Here is a 17,140-nt window from a genome sequence, read left to right as displayed (position 1 = left end):
GTCACCTTCCTGATTCTTTTCTGAATGTTTCTAGTCTATTCGCAATTTGATCGTCTACCCCAGTAATTCCCCATTCTTTCTCAACATTATGAATACCACCATACCCAGGGTGAAGACTTTTAGGTAAAGCCGCGGCCTGGCCTCCTTCTCCAATATGATGATGTCTCATTGGGTCTTTTAAGTAATCTGCATACTGTGGAAAATGTTTTATAAATTGTTCATCAACAACTGGGACTCTTCCTCTTTTAATCTTAGCAGTATTTTCAACACTCCAAAACTCAGGATTACTTTTTAGCAGCGTGTTAAAAAACTTTTTCGCATTTCTCTCCCAGCCAGCAGCATTTGTCCCAGATTTCCCCTTCCCCTTAAAATTCATCTCTACTACAAGCCTAGGATCAATTAAATACTTATTATCGTAGTTTGATAGTTCTCTGCCTTTATATCCTCTAATTCGATCGTATTTTCCGTCATTATTCCATTTACCCGCCATCTTCACAATCCCAAGATCCTTAACAGCCGTCTTTTCCACATCTACACGTACTGTCGGGATTCCGAATGTGAAGCCATCCGGAGTTACAGGGCGTTCTGCGTACACGCGGACATTTGTTGGGACTTTGAATTGTTTTACTTTTTCTAGTGTCTTGTTAGCTGTTTGAACTTTTGAATGGGTTGCAAGCGGGATGCCTGTGTTTACATGTTTCGCCAATGCGCCGGCACCAACCAAACTCAACGCCGCTTCCAGCGCACCCGTTTTCCGCTTCTCCTCAGACACTTTGTTTCCGAACATATCCCTGCCTGTGACAGCTTCTGAGAATCCATTTGAGGCGACGAGGCCGTATGCGCCCATTTCTGTCATTTTGAGAATGTCTAAGGATTTTCCGGTTTTATAGACGTCTAAAGCGTGTTCTGCGGCCATGACGGTTTTTCCGGTTTTGTAGATGGCTTTTCCGCCTTTGAAAGCGCGGCCCGCCCACCCGACGACCGGTATGAATCCGGCGGCGGCCATTGCTCCCGCTGTGACGCGTTCTGCGGTGGAGAGTTTTTCTCCGGTCACCGGATCAACGCCTTCGGCTGCTCTTTTATAATCATAATAGCCAGTGACTTCTCCGGTAAAGTTGCAGATACCGTCCCATGTTTTCTCGTACCATGGTTTATTGGCTTCTTTTTCAGCCTTTTCCTGAAGCCGTCTTGCTTCGGCCTGCTGGGCTTTTGCATCAATATAGTCCGTTCCCTGCTTTTCTGCTTCAATGACGCTTTTGTAGATTTCATTGCTGTGGAAGGCTTTTTTGTCATAGTACATAGGGGATGCGCTTTTCCCGTTGCTGGTGGCTTGCATGAGAACGGAATATTTGCTGAGAACCGCGTTGTCCAGAGATTCTAAATTTTGATATTCAGTGGTCAGGGATTCATCAAGCTTATCGACTGCCGTGATTGTGTCACGTCTGGTTTTCTGGGCATCGCCCATCTTATCTGCGTAATCATCAAGCGTATACGTGTCGAGATGAATAATATCGCTGATGCCTGACAAGATGGAGTCGATTTCGGCTTTATGGGCGGAGACAATCTCTGAAGCTTTCAAGTCCGCGTTGGGCAGCTCATGCTCCAAAAACGAAGTCTCCACATATGAATCGCTGAGTTCTTGATCTTTAATATCACCTGAAATGCCGTTTAAAAACGCAATTTGAGCAGAAACAAGCGTCAGCCAGCTTTCGGCGATTTCCGCTTGTCCCTGAAAGAAATCCTTTATATTGTCTGCGCCTTTCCCTTTCAAAGCATCACCCAGATCAGCCATGCCTTGAAAGGCTTTTTTGAGCGCATTCAGCTGTTCTTCAAGAGCTTCGTATTGTTTCTTCCTCTTGTCTGCTTCATCCGTTAACGATTGTGATTCAAACACTTTGCTCATCGGCAAGTCCTTTCTTTCGTTATTTTACGGCGATCGCCTCGTCCTGTTCTTTCAGGGAATCTACGTTGTCTTTTACGTCCGCGATGTTCTTATGAACGGCTTGCTTATATTCGCTGATCATGGATACAAGCTTTGCCTCGCGGGAGTGATACTTGGAGGTATAGTCAAGCTTGTTTTTACCGTTTGAACCCGCATTCCCGATCGAAACGGCCTCCAGCGCGCTGCTGACGGATTCAAGCTGTTTCATGACGGCTCCGTATTTGAGTTTTATTTCTGTCATTAAAACCAACTCCAGCTTCTTTTGATTGATTGTATTTTGTCTCCCACGGCGTCAAGGGCTTCTTCACCAAGCGTCAGCAGGTGCTCTGCTTCTCTCGCGATGCTTCTGGCGGCAAGGAGCCCTCCTTTTTCAATTTCAAGCTGTGTCATCTTTAAGCCGATCCGATAAATATACCCGTCGTATTTGTCTGTAACGATTCTGTATGCCTCTGTATGGGCCTGATCGCGCCGCTCATCAAATTCCTCAGCGAAAGTGCCGGTCCAATGATGATCCAAGTGCGGTCTGAGGATGTCTTTGATTTCAGACACGCCCTCTTCCTGCAGAGATTCTATATCTCTCTTCGCTTCTTTTAATTTATCAATTTGGTGTTCGATCTCGCCCAGTTTATGGCTGATTGTGCTGTTAATATGGCTTAATGTGCTTGAATGGCTCATCTGTTTTCACCTCGTCTTACGCAAAAAGTCGTACAAAAAGCACAGACTTTTCCATACTATATTTCCATATATTATATTTTAAAATAGACAGAAAGCAGCTTAAATAGGTTAAACGGCTTATTTTCAGCAGCCGAGATGCTTTTCATTAACGCCAAAAGACTCATGCAACCGGCATGTTCATTCAAAGATCTCCCCTATATATCCATGATAAATTCCCTAAAAAAAGGAGCCGGTTATCAATAACCGTCTCCTTTGCCGTGTATCATCATTATAAATATAATAAAGGCCGGCGCGGAGGCCGGCCTTTCAAGTGACAGAATCAGTCTGAGGCAGGACAGCTTTTCTTCCGATTGAGATATATTCCACGCCCGCCTGTTCCGCTTCTTTAAGCGAGTGGCAGTTTCTCCCGTCGAAAATAACCGGAGTTTCCATCAGCTCTTTGTAGGCTTCAAGCGGAAAATGCTTAATATCTTCCCAGTCTGTCAAAATCAGAACGGCATCCGCTCCCCTGACCGCTTCTTCTATAGACTCCCGATAGGAAACCCCGGCCGGAAGCAGCTCGGAAGCCCGGAATGAAGCGATCGGATCGTACGCTGTCATCCGGGCATCAAGAGCCGCCAGACGATCCGCAATGACAATGGACGGCGCATCCCGCATATCATCGGTATTCGGCTTAAAAGACAGCCCTAATAACGCTATGGTTTTTCCCGTCACTCCGCCGAGCCTGTTCAGCACTTTATCAACCAGCATGGACTGCTGGTTATTGTTGACTTTAATGACGGACTTCAGCAATTCAAAATCATGCTCCACATGTCCCGCGATCTGCACGAGGGCGTTTGTATCCTTCGGGAAGCAGGACCCCCCGTAGCCGATGCCGGCTCTTAAAAATTGATTGCCGATCCGTTTATCCAATCCCATTCCGTGTGCGACTGATTCCACATCCGCACCGACTTTTTCGCATATATTGGAAATTTCATTAATAAAACTGATCTTTGCCGCTAAAAAAGCGTTCGATGCATATTTGATCATCTCGGCGCTTCTGATATCCGTATGATAAACCGGAATGGCAAACGGCGCGAAAACCCGGTCAAGCGTTTCTCCCGTCTGCCGATCTTCAGTTCCGATTACGATGCGGTCGCCGTGAAAGGTATCGTGAATCGCCGAACCTTCACGGAGAAATTCCGGGTTCGAGGCGATTGAAATATTTACGTCCGATTTCAGCCGTGAATGAATAACTTCGCTGATCCTGTCATTCGTTCCCACGGGAACCGTGCTTTTTGTCACGACGATCGCATCTTTAGAAATAGATTCGGCAATCCGTTCGGCGACATTTTCAATATAGGTAAGGTTTGCGTGCCCGTCTTCTTTTTGCGGCGTTCCGACCGCTATAAAAATAACCTCTGCTTCCGCAAGCCCTTTTTCGTAGCTCGTTTCAAAGGCCAGCCGATGCCGGCCGATGTTTCGTTTCATCATATCTTCAAGGCCCGGTTCAAAGATAGGGGATATTCCCTTTCTCATCTGCTCAACCTTACGTTCGTCAATATCTATACATGTTACGTCATGGCCGATTTCTGAAAGAGACACTCCTGTCACAAGACCGACGTAGCCTGTTCCGATCACTGTTATTTTCATCGTGTTCCCCCAACCGTTTAGAAATTGCTGCTGGGCAGCTTACCGTTATTAGCATATGATCCCGGCGCCGGCAGAATGCCGGAAGCCTGCGGTCATGATAGAAAAAACGGCGCCGGCCGCTGATTATAGCATAAGCATAAAAAGATCATCTTGCAAAACAGCCGCTTATGCTTCATTTAAACGGGGTAGGGAAGATGGTTAAAAAAGACCCCAGCGCTTACGGCGGGCCACAGGCAGCGGAGGTTCCTTATAAACGGCTTTGTTTTCAACGAGAAGCGCAGCGTTTTCCGTAAGCATGTAAACCAGCTCCGCCCCGGCTTCTTTTTTCAGAACACCGAGCGCCTCCTGATAATAAAAATTTCTCGACCCGAGATTATGGGCGTCAGATGCGAGAAAGTGGATCAAATTCGCTTCAATAAGCTGCAGTGAAAAGCTCTTCGCTTTCCGACCGAATGCTCCGGCAAGGCAGCCGGCCGTCACTTGGGCAGCAGCGCCTTTCTTTACAAGACTGTAAAGGACGGACGGGTTTTCGCGGATTTCTCTGTTCCGCTCCGGGTGGGCGATGACAGGGACATATCCCCTCAGCTGCAATTCATAAAATAGCCGTTCGGCATAGGCCGGAACATGATCGGCCGGAAACTCCGCCAGCACATACTTTGTATCATGGAGCGGGATAAGCGGGCCGCTTTGAAGACCTGCCAGCAGATCTCCGTCTGTTCTGATTTCCTGGCCGGGCAGAACGGTGAGCGGAATGCCTTCCTTATTCAAACGTTTGTTTAACAGTCTGACCGCTTCTTTGACCGTATGCCGGTCCGTGTCATAGCGGTATTTCACGTGATGCGGCGTCGCAATGATCGTATCAATTCCCTGTCTGACCGCTTCTCTCGCCATCTCGAGGCTTTCTGTATCATCCGCCGCGCCGTCGTCTATGGAAGGAAGGATGTGACAATGGATATCTATCATATTTTAATCCCTCCTTCTTAAAAAGAATGGACCGCGCCCATTATGACATTACTGTCCATAATAGGCGTAGTCCGAGTGTTTCGTTTGTTTTTTTCCGTTCATCACGGCTCCGAGGAGCTTGCACGGGCAATAATCGAGCGCTTCTTTCGCCTTGGCCGCTTTTTCCTTGTCCGTTTTCCCGCTTGAAATCACCATAATGGCCCCGTCAGTATAGCTGCCTAATATTTTCGTATCGGCTACGGCCAAAACGGGAGGCGTGTCCAAAATCACCTTATCATAAACGAGGGATGCTTCTGACAGAAGATCTCTCATGGCCCCCGTCGATAAAAGCTCCGCCGGATTGGGCGGGATCGGCCCGCTCGTTAAAATATCCAGATTGGCTTCCTCAGCCCGCAGGACGGCTTTCTGAAATGGAATCTGTTGTAACAGCAGCGATGTTAAGCCGGTTCCGTTATCCAATTTAAAGGTGAAATGAACCGTCGGTTTGCGCAGATCCGCATCAATTAAAAGCACCTTCTTCCCCTGCTGGGCAAATACGACGGCAAGATTGGCCGCGGTAGTCGACTTTCCTTCTTCCGGACCTGCGGATGTGATTAAAAGGGACTTCACCTCCGTATCGACGGAAGAAAATTCAATGTTTGTACGGATCGTCCGATATTGTTCTGAGTTGATGGACTTCGGCTCTGACATCGTAATCACGCTTCGTTTTGCCGGCTTGTCTTTTTTACGCGTCAACTTGTCCGCCTCCCGCTTGTTTGGTTTCTGCCATCCTCAAATTTTTGGCAACGCTGTCTTTTGCGCTGATTGAAGTAACCGTTCCCAAGACCGGGATGCCGAGCAGCGATTCCAGCTGTTCCTCCGATTTGATCGTATTATCCAGATGTTCCAGCAAAAAGGCGAGACCGATTCCGCCCAAAAGTCCGGCAGCAAACGCAATCGCGATGTTCAGCTTACGGTTAGGCTCTGCCGGTGACTGGCTGTCCGCCGCTTCGGCCTTTGAAAGAATGCTGACATTATCCACATTCATGATGGCCGTGATCTTGTCCTGAAAAACGGCTGCAACCGTATTTGCCATAACGGCCGCCCGCTTTGCATCCGTATCCCGCACGGCGATCGTCACGACTTGTGAATCCTGCTCGCTGGATACCGTGATTTTCGATTCCAGCTCTTTCGAAGTCATGGACAGATTCAGCTCTTTAATCACCTCATCGAGGATGACCGGGCTTTTGATGATGACATTATACGTGTTGATTAATTGGAGGTTGGTTTGAACGTCATTGAATTGGACTTCTTTTTGATTGTTTTTGGATTGACTGACCAAAATTTGCGTTGAATTTTCATAGACCGGCGTAAGAGCGAAGAAACTGATGAGTCCGCCTGCGGCAGATGCCGCCGCGGTGATAATAAGTATAAACAGCAGACGCTTTCTCAGTATTGCGAATATTTCTTTTATGCTTGCGGATTCTCCCATATAACCTCCATATCACTTTCCGTGTATTCCTATTCCCTCCAATGAACTTTTCCAATTACGATTATACAGCTTTGAACTGTCATTTCTAACCTTTTCAAATGACAATATTCGACAAAAATATATAAACACTTCTATTCGGTTTATTTTTGTAAGCGTTTTATACGCTGTTATTACAGGAACAATAAAAAATCCCGCGGTCAAGAGCCCGCGGGACTTTATGTTGCATATCCATTTTTAATATGAGAAATCAAATTCTCAAGCATTTCTTTAGTGGTCATCTCAGAGGACTGCTCACCGATGTCGTGCGCATGCATTAAAATCTTCAGAAACTCCTCTTGATCTAACTTCGTTTTCTTCATCATTCGTTTCCTTTCGGCTTCCATTAAATTGAAAACAAGATTATTATATGCTGTCGGGTGCTGTTTTGCAATCTCTAATACATCATTCGACACACTCGGGTTTTTATGTCCTTTTTTAGGAAAAACTTTTTCCGGACCATGTGTTGCGATATAATAGAGGAATTGGAATCTTTTTATTTTGTGACTCGTTAGGAGCGATAATCATGCTTCAGGATATGATTGCTAAAGAAGATGTGCTCGCAGCGGCTGAACAGCTTAAAGAACTTCTTCCTTACAATGAAGACAATGTTCAGCTGATGAAGAAAGCACTCATTTTATATCGGCAGGATTCCGTCTATCGTATACAGGTTCAAACCCCGACAGAGGTTTCCGCGTATGTGCAGGATGTTGTGCCTGTAAGGGTCACGCTGAACTTATTTTTCATGGTGAAAAGCGGCTGCGCATGCCCGTCTGAGGCGATCTGCCGCCACGTGCTGGCCGTTTTTCTTTACGTATATGCCCAATTTGAACGGGTCGGTTCCTTTACCGAGCATTGGCTGGAAAGAGAAAAGCTTGAGGAAAGCAAGGAGCTTGTCCGCCGGCAGTTTCAGGAAAAAGTGCTGCCGAATGAAGAGTCGCTGTCAAGCTGGCTCGCTTTTTTTGATTCGGAATTCTCGCTGTGGGAGGCGCGGACGCCGGCCGGAAGCCAGACGATGCAGGGGCTTTATTACGGCTATTTGTCAGCGCTCAAAAAACATGCCCCGAAAAAACCCGAGCTCAAAAGCTTATATCAGATTCATTCAGCGCTTGCCGTCTGGCTTCACATGTTTACTTTGATTGAGTCAGGCAGACTGGATGCCGAAAAAGATTATTACAGCATCAATCCATACGTCGAACAGCTGATGGATACGATTTACTCCTCCATTGACAGACTGAAAACGTATGCCTTGTCTTTCTCGCTTGATCCCTTTTTGGACCGGACGCCTCCGGTGATCCGCAGGCTTCTGCTGAAAGAGGAGCTTTTTCAATACGAACGCCTCCGGGTATTCGGTGAAGTTTGGAGCGCGCTTTTGAACCGGCCGAAATGGGTCGCGCGTGAACAGGAGATTCTCGCACAGGAAAGCGGCCGCCGTTTTTCGCCGGAAGTACGGTTCGGACGGCTTCATTTGGCCTTTTTGCAAAAAGATGATGCAGCGGTCTTTGAAGATATTTCACGCTTCCCTTCCGAAGCGCTGCCTTATACCTTTCAATGGCTCAGTGAGCTCACCGCCAAAAAAGACTGGAAACGGCTGAAAACATGGTACGGTCAGATCGAACCTCTTGCCGTGAACTACACGAAACTTGATAAGCCGTTTAAAGAAATGCGCGATATTATCGGAGAGCTGTTTGTGCTGCTGGCGGATTATGCGCGGCACTCACGGGATGATCAGCTGTTTGAACGGTTTGCCTCCGGCTGCCTTCCCTATACCTTTACAGAATACAGCCAGTATCTGTACGAAAAACGGCGGTATGCGGAGTGGGTGGAAATTCACAGCCTCGTCGGTTTTTCCGTCTGGGAAATCGAAAAGGACATCCTGAAAGAAATTGCCGCCAGTGATCCGGAAGCGCTCATCCCCTCCTATCACCGGGCGGCGGCCTTTTTTATCGACCAAAAAAACCGCAGCGCCTATAAAGAGGCTGCGCGCCATCTGAAAAAACTGCGGACGCTTTATAAAAAGGCAAAAAAACAGCAGGTTTGGGAGCGGTATATCAGCCAGCTGAGCGCAAGCTACAAGAGGCTGCGCGCCCTTCAAGAAGAATTGCAGAAAGGAAAGTTGATTGATGGCGAGTCTTAAGGAAATTTTCATTCATGTAGAACAAATGGAAGATTGGACATTTACGCTGTCAAGCCATGATGAGAAAGAACAGCCGCTTACGCTCAGTCAGATGAAGACTCATCTGTTCCAATGGCATGAGTCCACCTTTTACGGAACGTTTCTTGAAGACGTCAGCTTCATCGGCACTCCGGCTGTTCTGCTCAGCCCGTGGATGACCGTCGAGCTGCTCGGAAAAAACTCGTTCAATTCATTCAGCACCATTCAGCTGACAAAGGAAACAGAACCATTAATCGAAGCTGCTTCGACGATCTACGAATTTATAGCCGACGGCGATTTTCTTCCGGATTATGACGCTTGGCAAAACGGCGTCCTGCGCTTCAAAGACCGCGAGCTTTTGCTGGAAGGCTTTACGGCAGACTGGTTCTCGGCCGCGGTTCAGGACTACATTCAGTACAACGATGACCTGCGGGAAAAATGGCAGCAGATCGAAACCCGTTCGCCGGCCGTTCATACGTTTAAAGGCTCCTTTTTGGACGAAGATGATTTTCTTGAGGGAATCGGCTGGAATGATGATCTGACGCCGTTTACCGTCGGGCTGCGATTAAACGAGCCTGATTTTGACGGTGACGACTGGAAAATCGAAATGTTTTTACGCGAGAAAAAAACCGGAGCCATCACCTTTTTCGACGGACTGAAGGGGATGAAAAAAGCGTGGCAGGCATACAGCGGAAAAATCGCGCGTGAACAGGACCGCTTCCGCCGAACGGTTCCCTGGCTTTCATTTGATTCGGGAACGACGCTCATTTCTGAAGAAGAAGCTTGGATCTTCTTATCGGAAGCGAGTGAAACGCTTGTCGATATGGGCGTGGAGATTCTTCTTCCATCGTGGTGGCAGATTGTCCGGGAAAGCAATATGATGCTCAAAGCAAAAGTGTCATCCTCGCCGCGGGGCGAGTCCTTCGTCGGCATGAACGCCCTGCTTGATTTCAACTGGAGATTCGCCACAAACGGAATTGAGCTGACAGAGGATGAATTCAATGAGCTTGTCTCAAACAACAGACGTCTCGTCAACATCCGCGGCCAATGGGTGAAAATTGATCCGCAATTTATTAAACAGATGAAAAAACTGATGGAAAAAGCGGAATCTGAGGGTCTCCACATGTCCGACGTGCTGGCGCGCGAACTGATGGATCACGGGGAAAACGGAGCCGAGGACACGGACATCATTGACTCATCGGCATTTGCCGGGATCAAGATCGAATTATCAAAGCAGCTCAGAAGCCTGATCCGCAAACTGACGGATGCCCGGGATCTGCCGGAGCATGAAGTCAGCGCCGCGTTTCAGGGACAGCTCCGCCCTTATCAGGTGTACGGCATGAACTGGCTTCTCTTCCTGCGGGAAAACGGCTTCGGCGCCTGTCTCGCAGATGATATGGGACTTGGAAAGACGATTCAGATGATCGCCTATTTTCTTCATGTGAAGGAAAGCGGCCGGCAAAAAGCGCCTGCCTTAATCATTGCGCCGACATCGGTGCTCGGCAACTGGCAGCGTGAGCTCCAGACCTTCGCGCCGCAGCTGAAGGCCGTGCTTCATTACGGACCCCGCCGACCGAAGGAGGAAGCATTTATCCCGGCCTATCAAGACGCGGATGTCGTTCTTACTTCTTACGGCCTCTCGCACGCCGATCAGGAAGAGCTTTCTTCCGTGACATGGAGCACCATCTGCCTTGATGAAGCGCAAAATATTAAAAACGCGCATACGAAGCAGTCCCGCGCGATCAGAAAGCTGAGAGGCGTCCATCATATCGCGCTGAGCGGAACACCGATGGAAAACCGCCTGACAGAACTTTGGTCGATCTTTGATTTTATGAACAAAGGCTATCTCGGCAGCCTGACCGGCTTTCATAAACGCTATGTGCTGCCGATTGAAAAAGACCGTGACGAAAAAAGAATCAACCAGCTTCAGCAGTTAATCCGGCCGTTTTTACTGCGCCGGACAAAACGGGATGAAGAAGTGGCGCTTAATCTCCCTGACAAGCTGGAACAAAAAGAGTTTATCCCGCTCTCGGCCGAACAGGCCTCCCTTTATGAGCAGCTTGTCAAAGATACATTTGAACATATGGCTTCTCTGACCGGCATGCAGCGGAAAGCGCTGATTTTGAGCATGCTCGGCCGCTTGAAGCAAATATGCGACCATCCTGCGCTCTATTTGAAGGAAGAACAGACAGAGCTGTTAAACGGGAGATCCGTCAAACTGGAAAAGCTGCTTGACTTAATGGCGGCGATCCGCGGACAAGGGGAAAGCTGCCTCATTTTTACCCAATACATTCAGATGGGCAACATGATGAAGCGCCTCTTGGAAAAAACATTTGGAGAGCCTGTTCAGTTTTTAAACGGAAGCCTGTCCAAGCAGGAACGCGATTCCCTTGTGGAACGGTTCCAGAAGAAAGAATACCCGACGCTGATTTTGTCACTGAAAGCGGGCGGAACCGGTCTGAACCTGACGGCTGCCAATCACGTCATTCACTATGACAGATGGTGGAATCCGGCGGTGGAAAACCAGGCGACCGACCGCGCCTACCGAATCGGCCAGGAGCGGTTCGTCCACGTGCACAAATTAATTACGACGGGAACGATTGAAGAAAAAATTGATGCCATGCTCGAAACGAAACAAACGCTGAACGATCAGATTATCCAAAGTGAAAATTGGATTACCGAGCTGTCATCCGATGAGCTTGAAGAATTATTCACCCTCAGCGCATCGGCGCAATCACATTAAACGCAAAAAGGCCGGCTCTCTCGGAAGAGCCGGTCTTTTAAAATGCCGTCCTTACTGTTACGCCGCATTTGCCATGAATGCGTCACGCCAGTCGTGAACAGTATCGCCAAACCTTTTAAAGTAAATTCCTGATCATATGCGCAACGCCGTTTTGATCATTTGTCAATGTAACGGCGTCAGCGATCTCTTTAATGTCTTCTCTCGCATTTCCCATCGCTATGCCTTTTCCGGCCGCCTGAAGCATTGAGTAATCATTTAAGCTGTCACCGACCGCTGCGGTTTCAGCCATCGGAATGCCGAGCTTTTGCGCCAGCCGTTTAAGCGCCTGCCCTTTAGAAGCATGTCGCGCCGACAGTTCAAAATTGTGATCGGCAGAGCTGACAAGGGTGAGGTCTTTCTGATCACTGAATCGGTCCCAGCCCGCTTTCAGCTTCCGCTCATCAAACGAAAACCCGAGAATGTTGTAAAAATCCAGACGTTCTTCTTTCTCAAAGAGCTCACGGTATGATTGAATGTAAGCAAAGCCCGACTGGCTGTATTGCACAGAAGCCGCCTGCTCCAAAATAGAAAGGTCGGTTTCCGGATTGGCGCTTTTTACCCGATCCATTTCGATATCGAGCAGCTCCCTGCCGGTTTCAGGCGTATAGATGGCTTTGTTTGTAAACACCTCATAGTAATATTGATTCTCTTCAAGCCAGGACAAAATCCCCCGGGCCCTTGTTTTTTCAATCGCATCACAATGGTACAGGCTGCCGTCAGGAGCATGAATGGCGGCTCCGTTTGCGCTGATAATCCAAGTTTTTATGCCGAGCGGTTCGAATATGGAGTGCACGTCAAAATGCGCGCGTCCCGTGGACACCACGATTTCAATTCCCGCTTGCCGGGCTTCCCTTAAAGCCCGCTCGTTTTCATCGCTTACTTGATGACTGCTGTTCAGCAGTGTGCCGTCCAGATCTATGGCAATCAGTTTCACATGTCCTCATCCTCTTCTTCAGAATCAGTTACAAGCAATTCTACGCCGTGCCGGTCGAGCAGATCGCAAAAATCCTGATCAGGCAGCCGATCGGTGATCAGCAGGTCAACCTCGTGCAGGTCTGCATATTGATAAAAACTCGTACGGCCAAGCTTGGAATGATCGCTCAGCGCAATCACCTGTTCCGCCTGCCGGATCATTTTACGCTTGACCATGCCGTCTTCTTCATGCGGTATCGTCAGACCGTTTTCCGAGATGCCGACAACGCCGATCAGCACCTTATCGGCGTGATAATCCCCCAGTTTTTCCACCACAGAAGCGCCGTATAAAAACCGGTGTTCCTTTTGCAGCTTTCCGCCGAGCAGATGAATGTCAATTCCCTCTTTTGCAGAGAGGATATCGGCCTGATTGATCGAATTTGTAATAACAGTGCAGCCGGTGACATTTAAATGTTCGGCGCAGGCCTGCACGGTTGTGGAGGTATCCAGGATGATCCGGTCTCCTTTATGGATCAGGGAGGCGGCCAGTCTGCCGATTTTATTTTTCTCTTCAGAAACGGTTTTCAGCCGGCCGGAATAGCCAGGCACTTCCTGATGCACAGACGGCAGAATCGCGCCGCCCCGTGTTCTGATAATGGCCCCGCGCTCTTTCAGCTTGACAAGGTCCCGTCTTGCGGTGTCTCTTGAAATATGAAGCAGCGAACATATCTGTTCAGCGGTGATCCGCCGATGCTGTTTCAAATATTCCATTATCGCAATCAGTCTTTCTTCTTGATACACGTCCTCATTCCTTTTTTCGTCACTTATCTGTAAGTAATTATAAGTTTTTATCTTAAAACATTCAATTATTTTAAGTGTTTATAAGTGAAATCACTTCTTTTTAACCATTTTTTAGACCCCGAACCAAAAAAACCAGTCTTTCGACTGGCGTATAGGAAGGGGGTATTGCGGGGCCCGCCAAAAGGCAGGAAAAAGAGGAAAAAAAGCATGTTATTCAGCCAGCGGCTCTTTCCGTTTTTGATCCATAAACCGAACGGTATCAGCCATGACCTCGGTCACATAAACTTTTACGCCGTCTGACTTTTCATAGCTTCTCGTCTGGATTCTGCCGCTCACACCGACCAATGACCCTTTTTGGCAGTACAATGCCGTGTTTTCAGCGCTTTTTCTCCAAATGGTGCAGTTGACAAAGTCAGTTCCGGTTTCACCTGACGCGCTTTTAAAATTGCGGCTGACAGCCAAGGTAATATGAGCCACGGCAATGCCCGCTGATGTAAAACGGAGCTCCGGGTCTTTCGTCAGCCGGCCGACAAGCATCACGTGGTTAAACAAGCCCTATCCTCCTCTCTTTTCGAGGGTGGCTTCATTGTAGTACAAGAGCTCCTGAAAGCAAAAAGCGGAAAAAACCGTTATCCGTTTATGCCTCTCTTATGATTTCGCTTTTCTTTCAGATAAAAAAAACTTTTTCTTTTGACCGCTTATGTAATATGTATTTTTGAGCAGCCGCGAAAAAAGTTTCGTTTTAAGCCAGTTTTTCTCAAACATCCTGACAAACTTTCCGCCGTCCCATGCGAACCAGTAAAAACTCAGCTTTTTATCAGCCAGTGAAAGCTGAATTTTATACTGTTCCATGCGGTCTTTTGTTTCATACAAAAAGACGACATTCCCTCTTCTGTTAAGATGCACCTCGCACTCTTCCTTTTTGGATACTAAGTAGGAATGATCGTCTTCCCGCCTTAAGCCGTCTTCTATATAAATTTCCTTCAGGCGCAATTGATTCATAAGCATCTCTCCATGACTATATTCTTTTACATTATAATGAAAAAATAGAAATGATTAAATGTTGACCGCCTACAAAAATGATGAAGCATGTCTTACAGCATTTTCCCGGAAAAAGTGATATGTGTTATAATAAATGAACGAAAAAACATGGACAACAGGGGTGAAAATAGAGATGAAAACCTTTAAACTGGTTGATCTGAATGTGGAACGTTTAGATAAAGACGATCGGCCGATTGAACAGTTTCCCCTTTTAGACGGATTGATTATCAATAAAGAAGACGGTGAAAACCATTGGTTAATTGAAGCTCTGGTCCCGGCCGAACACTTTTCTTTTTTTGACATGCTGATGAAAAGCCAGAAAGAAGCGAAGGTGTTTGTAACGATTACGAAAAAAAGCAACCGTCCCGCCCAGCTGACGGGAAGCATCAAAAATATCGTCGAGCTGGAAAAGAGTATACAAGTTTTAATTTACGGTCAAATGGTGTCAAGAAATCACCCCGGATCAGAAAGCATTCTGGAGTCGCTCGTGAAAGAAGGATACTCAGGCAGCCGGCTGATTGAAGCGTTCAAACAAAAATTATAATCATGAAAAAGGCCGGACGTTAATCATCCAGCCTTTTTTTATGCCCTAGTCATTGTGATGCGCCCGCTGTTTCAGCAGATCTCTGATTTCAGTCAGCAGTTCTGTCTGCTGATCTGTTTCTTCGGCTTCTTCCGCCTCTTCTTCAGCTTCTTTTTTACGTCTCAGCTTGCCTATTGTGCGAATCACGATAAAAATAGAAAATGAAATAATGAAGAAGTTCACAATCGTTTGTATAAAGCTTCCGTACTTGATATGGGCGTCGCCGAATGTCACTGCCAGTCCTGAAAAATCAAGGCCGCCAAGAAGAAGACCGACAAGCGGCATAATGATATCTTCAACGAGTGACGTCACGATTTTCCCGAAAGCGCCGCCGATGACAACACCGATTGCCAGATCCATAATATTGCCCTTCATCGCAAAGCTTTTAAATTCTGACCACATTACATTCACCCCTTTCTACACGAAATGGGCTTTTTTATAAGCCCATTTGTTTATTTTTATTCTCCGAGTGCAAAGGTTAATTCGGCTTCACACACGAGCTCGCCGTCAACTTTGGCAACGCCTTTGCCGCGTCCGATCGTACCGCGTGCACGTGTAATGTCCACTTCAAGCTCCAGCTTGTCACCCGGTTTTACCTGCTTTTTGAAACGGCAGTTATCAATCCCCGCAAAAAACGCGAGTCTGCCCCTGTTTTCTTCTTTAATCAGCATCGCCACAGCTCCGACCTGCGCCAAAGCCTCTACGATTAATACGCCCGGCATAACAGGGTATTCAGGAAAATGGCCGTTAAAAAAATCTTCATTCGCCGTCACATTTTTATATCCCGCCGCCCGTTTTCCTTCTTCGACTTCCGTAATTCTGTCTACCAGAAGAAACGGATAGCGATGGGGAATAATTTCTTTAATTTGCTGAGTATCAAGCATTCTCTTGACATCTCCTTCATCGACAATAGTATGTATAGAAGGTATAAGTGGTAACCAATCTGTACATTTGGAAGTATATTATGAATCAATTTCTTTTTCAACCGCGCTATAAACTGTAACCAGCTGGCAATGAGCCTCGTCCATTAATGTGTTATGATAAATAAAGATTTTTACCCTAAGCAAAGAGGTTGGAAGATGATTGCTAAGTTTACTGAAAAACGCACGCTGGTGATGCTGAATGAGTGGTATGACGCCATGGGAAAACGCCAATTCGATCTAGCCCGTTCCCTTCACGAACAAATCAATCAGCATCTCCCCAAATTACAAAAGAATGCAAAGCTCAATCTCAGATATCAGCTGTTTTTTGCACGGTTTCAGCTGCTGTTTGAGAAAAAAGACGGGCTGGTTAAACTGTTCTGTGAGCTGAAGCGGCGCAAAGATGAGATGGATCATGAATTAACTTATTATTTCCATTTTTTTAAAGGATTATTCCATATGGTGAACGGCACTCCGAACCGGGCTGTCTGCCGCTTTAAAGAAGCCGAACAGTACCTGCCGGCCATCCAGAACCGTATTGAAGCCGCTGAATTTTATTATAAAACAGCGGGTGCTTATTACATGATGAAGTCGCCTCCGCTTTCCATTCAATATGTCAACAAAGCGCTGAAGATCTATCAAAATGAATTCGGCTACATCAAAAAAACGCTCAGCTGCCAGCTGCTTCTCGCCGTAAATTACATAGACGAGGCACGCTATGAAGACGCTGAACAGCTCTTCAATGAATCCATAAAAATAACAGACCGCATCAATGACAATAACCTGCTGTGCCACGCTTATTACAATTTTGGTTTTTTAAAGACCGCTCAGAAAAAAGATAAAGAGGCGCTTCCTTTTTACAAAAAGGTATTGGGCAATCAGCGTTTTGAAAAGGAGTCTCCCGTTTCCTACCTTCATTGTGTATACGAAGCGGTCAGAGCACTTTTTAAAACCGGATGCTCCGCCGAAGGACAAACCGTGCTGCAGAAAGGATTATACATAGCTGACAAAGTGCAGAACAACATCATGAAACTGAAGCTGGCCGCGCTCAAAACACTGTATACCTCTCAGGAAGATCCGTACGACCGATTGCAGAAGCTCGTGCTGGAGCTGCAGAAAATTGAAGCGTGGGTGGATTTGGAAGTGCTGCTTCAGGATATTACGGATTACTACAAAAAAAAGGGCGATTTTGAGAAAGCCGCATTTTTCATCATGCGCGGCTGATCA

General features: G+C 47.0%; 18 protein-coding genes. 4 read left to right on the top strand and 14 right to left on the bottom strand.

The genetic code is table 11. The features are described 5' to 3' along the window. Position 1: 1 nt before the first annotated feature. From Y79_RS0110855 to Y79_RS1000000121270, 8 genes are all read right to left on the bottom strand, one after another. The gene (locus tag Y79_RS0110855) at positions 2 to 1,903 is read right to left on the bottom strand and encodes a T7SS effector LXG polymorphic toxin (protein WP_016937699.1); all 1,902 of its coding nucleotides are present in this window, start codon (positions 1,901 to 1,903) and stop codon (positions 2 to 4) included. A gap of 19 nt (positions 1,904 to 1,922) precedes the next feature. Next, positions 1,923 to 2,183, bottom strand: a complete 261-nt coding sequence (locus Y79_RS0110850; protein ID WP_016937698.1) for a YwqI/YxiC family protein — start codon at positions 2,181 to 2,183, stop codon at positions 1,923 to 1,925. Beyond that, the gene (locus tag Y79_RS0110845; protein ID WP_016937697.1) at positions 2,183 to 2,617 is read right to left on the bottom strand and encodes a DUF5082 family protein; all 435 of its coding nucleotides are present in this window, start codon (positions 2,615 to 2,617) and stop codon (positions 2,183 to 2,185) included. Before Y79_RS0110845 ends, Y79_RS0110850 begins: the two co-directional genes overlap by 1 nt. Before the next feature lie 306 nt (positions 2,618 to 2,923). Next, positions 2,924 to 4,249: a UDP-glucose dehydrogenase family protein gene (locus Y79_RS0110835; RefSeq protein ID WP_016937695.1), complete on the bottom strand. Its 1,326-nt coding sequence runs from the start codon at positions 4,247 to 4,249 to the stop codon at positions 2,924 to 2,926. Between the two features lie 198 nt (positions 4,250 to 4,447). Next, entirely contained in the window at positions 4,448 to 5,212 is a 765-nt protein-coding gene (locus Y79_RS0110830; protein WP_016937694.1) for a tyrosine-protein phosphatase, read from the bottom strand. 48 nt (positions 5,213 to 5,260) lie between these two features. Beyond that, positions 5,261 to 5,902 carry a CpsD/CapB family tyrosine-protein kinase gene (locus Y79_RS0110825; protein WP_050544529.1) on the bottom strand — a complete coding sequence of 214 codons (642 nt, stop codon included), beginning with the start codon at positions 5,900 to 5,902 and terminating at the stop codon, positions 5,261 to 5,263. Between the two features lie 34 nt (positions 5,903 to 5,936). After that, the gene (gene tkmA, locus Y79_RS0110820) at positions 5,937 to 6,683 is read right to left on the bottom strand and encodes a protein-tyrosine kinase activator TkmA (RefSeq protein WP_016937692.1); all 747 of its coding nucleotides are present in this window, start codon (positions 6,681 to 6,683) and stop codon (positions 5,937 to 5,939) included. A 215-nt stretch (positions 6,684 to 6,898) separates the two neighbouring features. Continuing rightward, the gene (locus Y79_RS1000000121270; RefSeq protein WP_014471134.1) at positions 6,899 to 7,042 is read right to left on the bottom strand and encodes a YwzD family small protein; all 144 of its coding nucleotides are present in this window, start codon (positions 7,040 to 7,042) and stop codon (positions 6,899 to 6,901) included. A gap of 203 nt (positions 7,043 to 7,245) precedes the next feature. Between Y79_RS1000000121270 and Y79_RS0110810 the strand changes: the two genes are divergently transcribed. Both Y79_RS0110810 and Y79_RS0110805 read left to right on the top strand, forming a co-directional pair. After that, a complete protein-coding gene (locus tag Y79_RS0110810; protein ID WP_016937691.1) occupies positions 7,246 to 8,856 on the top strand; it encodes an SWIM zinc finger family protein in 1,611 nt (536 codons plus the stop codon). Next, complete coding sequence (locus Y79_RS0110805) at positions 8,843 to 11,617, top strand: DEAD/DEAH box helicase (protein WP_016937690.1); 2,775 nt, start codon at positions 8,843 to 8,845, stop codon at positions 11,615 to 11,617. The genes Y79_RS0110810 and Y79_RS0110805 overlap by 14 nt, the downstream gene beginning before the upstream one ends. Before the next feature lie 115 nt (positions 11,618 to 11,732). Here Y79_RS0110805 and Y79_RS0110800 read toward each other — a convergent pair whose 3' ends face one another. The 4 genes from Y79_RS0110800 to Y79_RS0110785 all read right to left on the bottom strand — a co-directional run bounded on the left by Y79_RS0110800 (position 11,733) and on the right by Y79_RS0110785 (position 14,371). Beyond that, the gene (locus Y79_RS0110800) at positions 11,733 to 12,590 is read right to left on the bottom strand and encodes a Cof-type HAD-IIB family hydrolase (RefSeq protein ID WP_016937689.1); all 858 of its coding nucleotides are present in this window, start codon (positions 12,588 to 12,590) and stop codon (positions 11,733 to 11,735) included. Next, a complete protein-coding gene (locus Y79_RS0110795; RefSeq protein WP_016937688.1) occupies positions 12,587 to 13,369 on the bottom strand; it encodes a DeoR/GlpR family DNA-binding transcription regulator in 783 nt (260 codons plus the stop codon). Before Y79_RS0110795 ends, Y79_RS0110800 begins: the two co-directional genes overlap by 4 nt. 210 nt (positions 13,370 to 13,579) lie before the next feature. Next, positions 13,580 to 13,921 (bottom strand): single-stranded DNA-binding protein, encoded by a 342-nt coding sequence (gene ssb, locus Y79_RS0110790; protein ID WP_016937687.1) that lies wholly within the window; start codon positions 13,919 to 13,921, stop codon positions 13,580 to 13,582. Between the two features lie 96 nt (positions 13,922 to 14,017). Then, entirely contained in the window at positions 14,018 to 14,371 is a 354-nt protein-coding gene (locus Y79_RS0110785) for a hypothetical protein (protein WP_016937686.1), read from the bottom strand. Between the two features lie 172 nt (positions 14,372 to 14,543). Here Y79_RS0110785 and Y79_RS0110780 point away from each other — a divergent pair, with 172 nt between their 5' ends. After that, on the top strand, positions 14,544 to 14,954 hold the full coding sequence (locus Y79_RS0110780; RefSeq protein ID WP_016937685.1) for a YwpF-like family protein: 411 nt from the start codon (positions 14,544 to 14,546) through the stop codon (positions 14,952 to 14,954). A 45-nt stretch (positions 14,955 to 14,999) separates the two neighbouring features. Here the strand turns inward: Y79_RS0110780 and mscL are convergent, their stop codons facing one another. Both mscL and fabZ read right to left on the bottom strand, forming a co-directional pair. Continuing rightward, positions 15,000 to 15,395, bottom strand: coding sequence for a large conductance mechanosensitive channel protein MscL (gene mscL / locus Y79_RS0110775; protein WP_016937684.1), 396 nt, complete (start codon positions 15,393 to 15,395; stop codon positions 15,000 to 15,002). 56 nt (positions 15,396 to 15,451) lie between these two features. Next, the gene (gene fabZ, locus Y79_RS0110770; RefSeq protein WP_003151242.1) at positions 15,452 to 15,877 is read right to left on the bottom strand and encodes a 3-hydroxyacyl-ACP dehydratase FabZ; all 426 of its coding nucleotides are present in this window, start codon (positions 15,875 to 15,877) and stop codon (positions 15,452 to 15,454) included. A 195-nt stretch (positions 15,878 to 16,072) separates the two neighbouring features. Between fabZ and Y79_RS0110765 the strand changes: the two genes are divergently transcribed. Next, entirely contained in the window at positions 16,073 to 17,137 is a 1,065-nt protein-coding gene (locus Y79_RS0110765; protein WP_016937683.1) for a tetratricopeptide repeat protein, read from the top strand. Positions 17,138 to 17,140: the final 3 nt, after the last annotated feature.

This window comes from Bacillus siamensis KCTC 13613 (assembly GCF_000262045.1).
In the GTDB taxonomy this organism is placed as follows: Bacteria; Bacillota; Bacilli; order Bacillales; family Bacillaceae; genus Bacillus; species Bacillus siamensis.
This window is presented reverse-complemented; position numbering and strand designations above follow the sequence as displayed.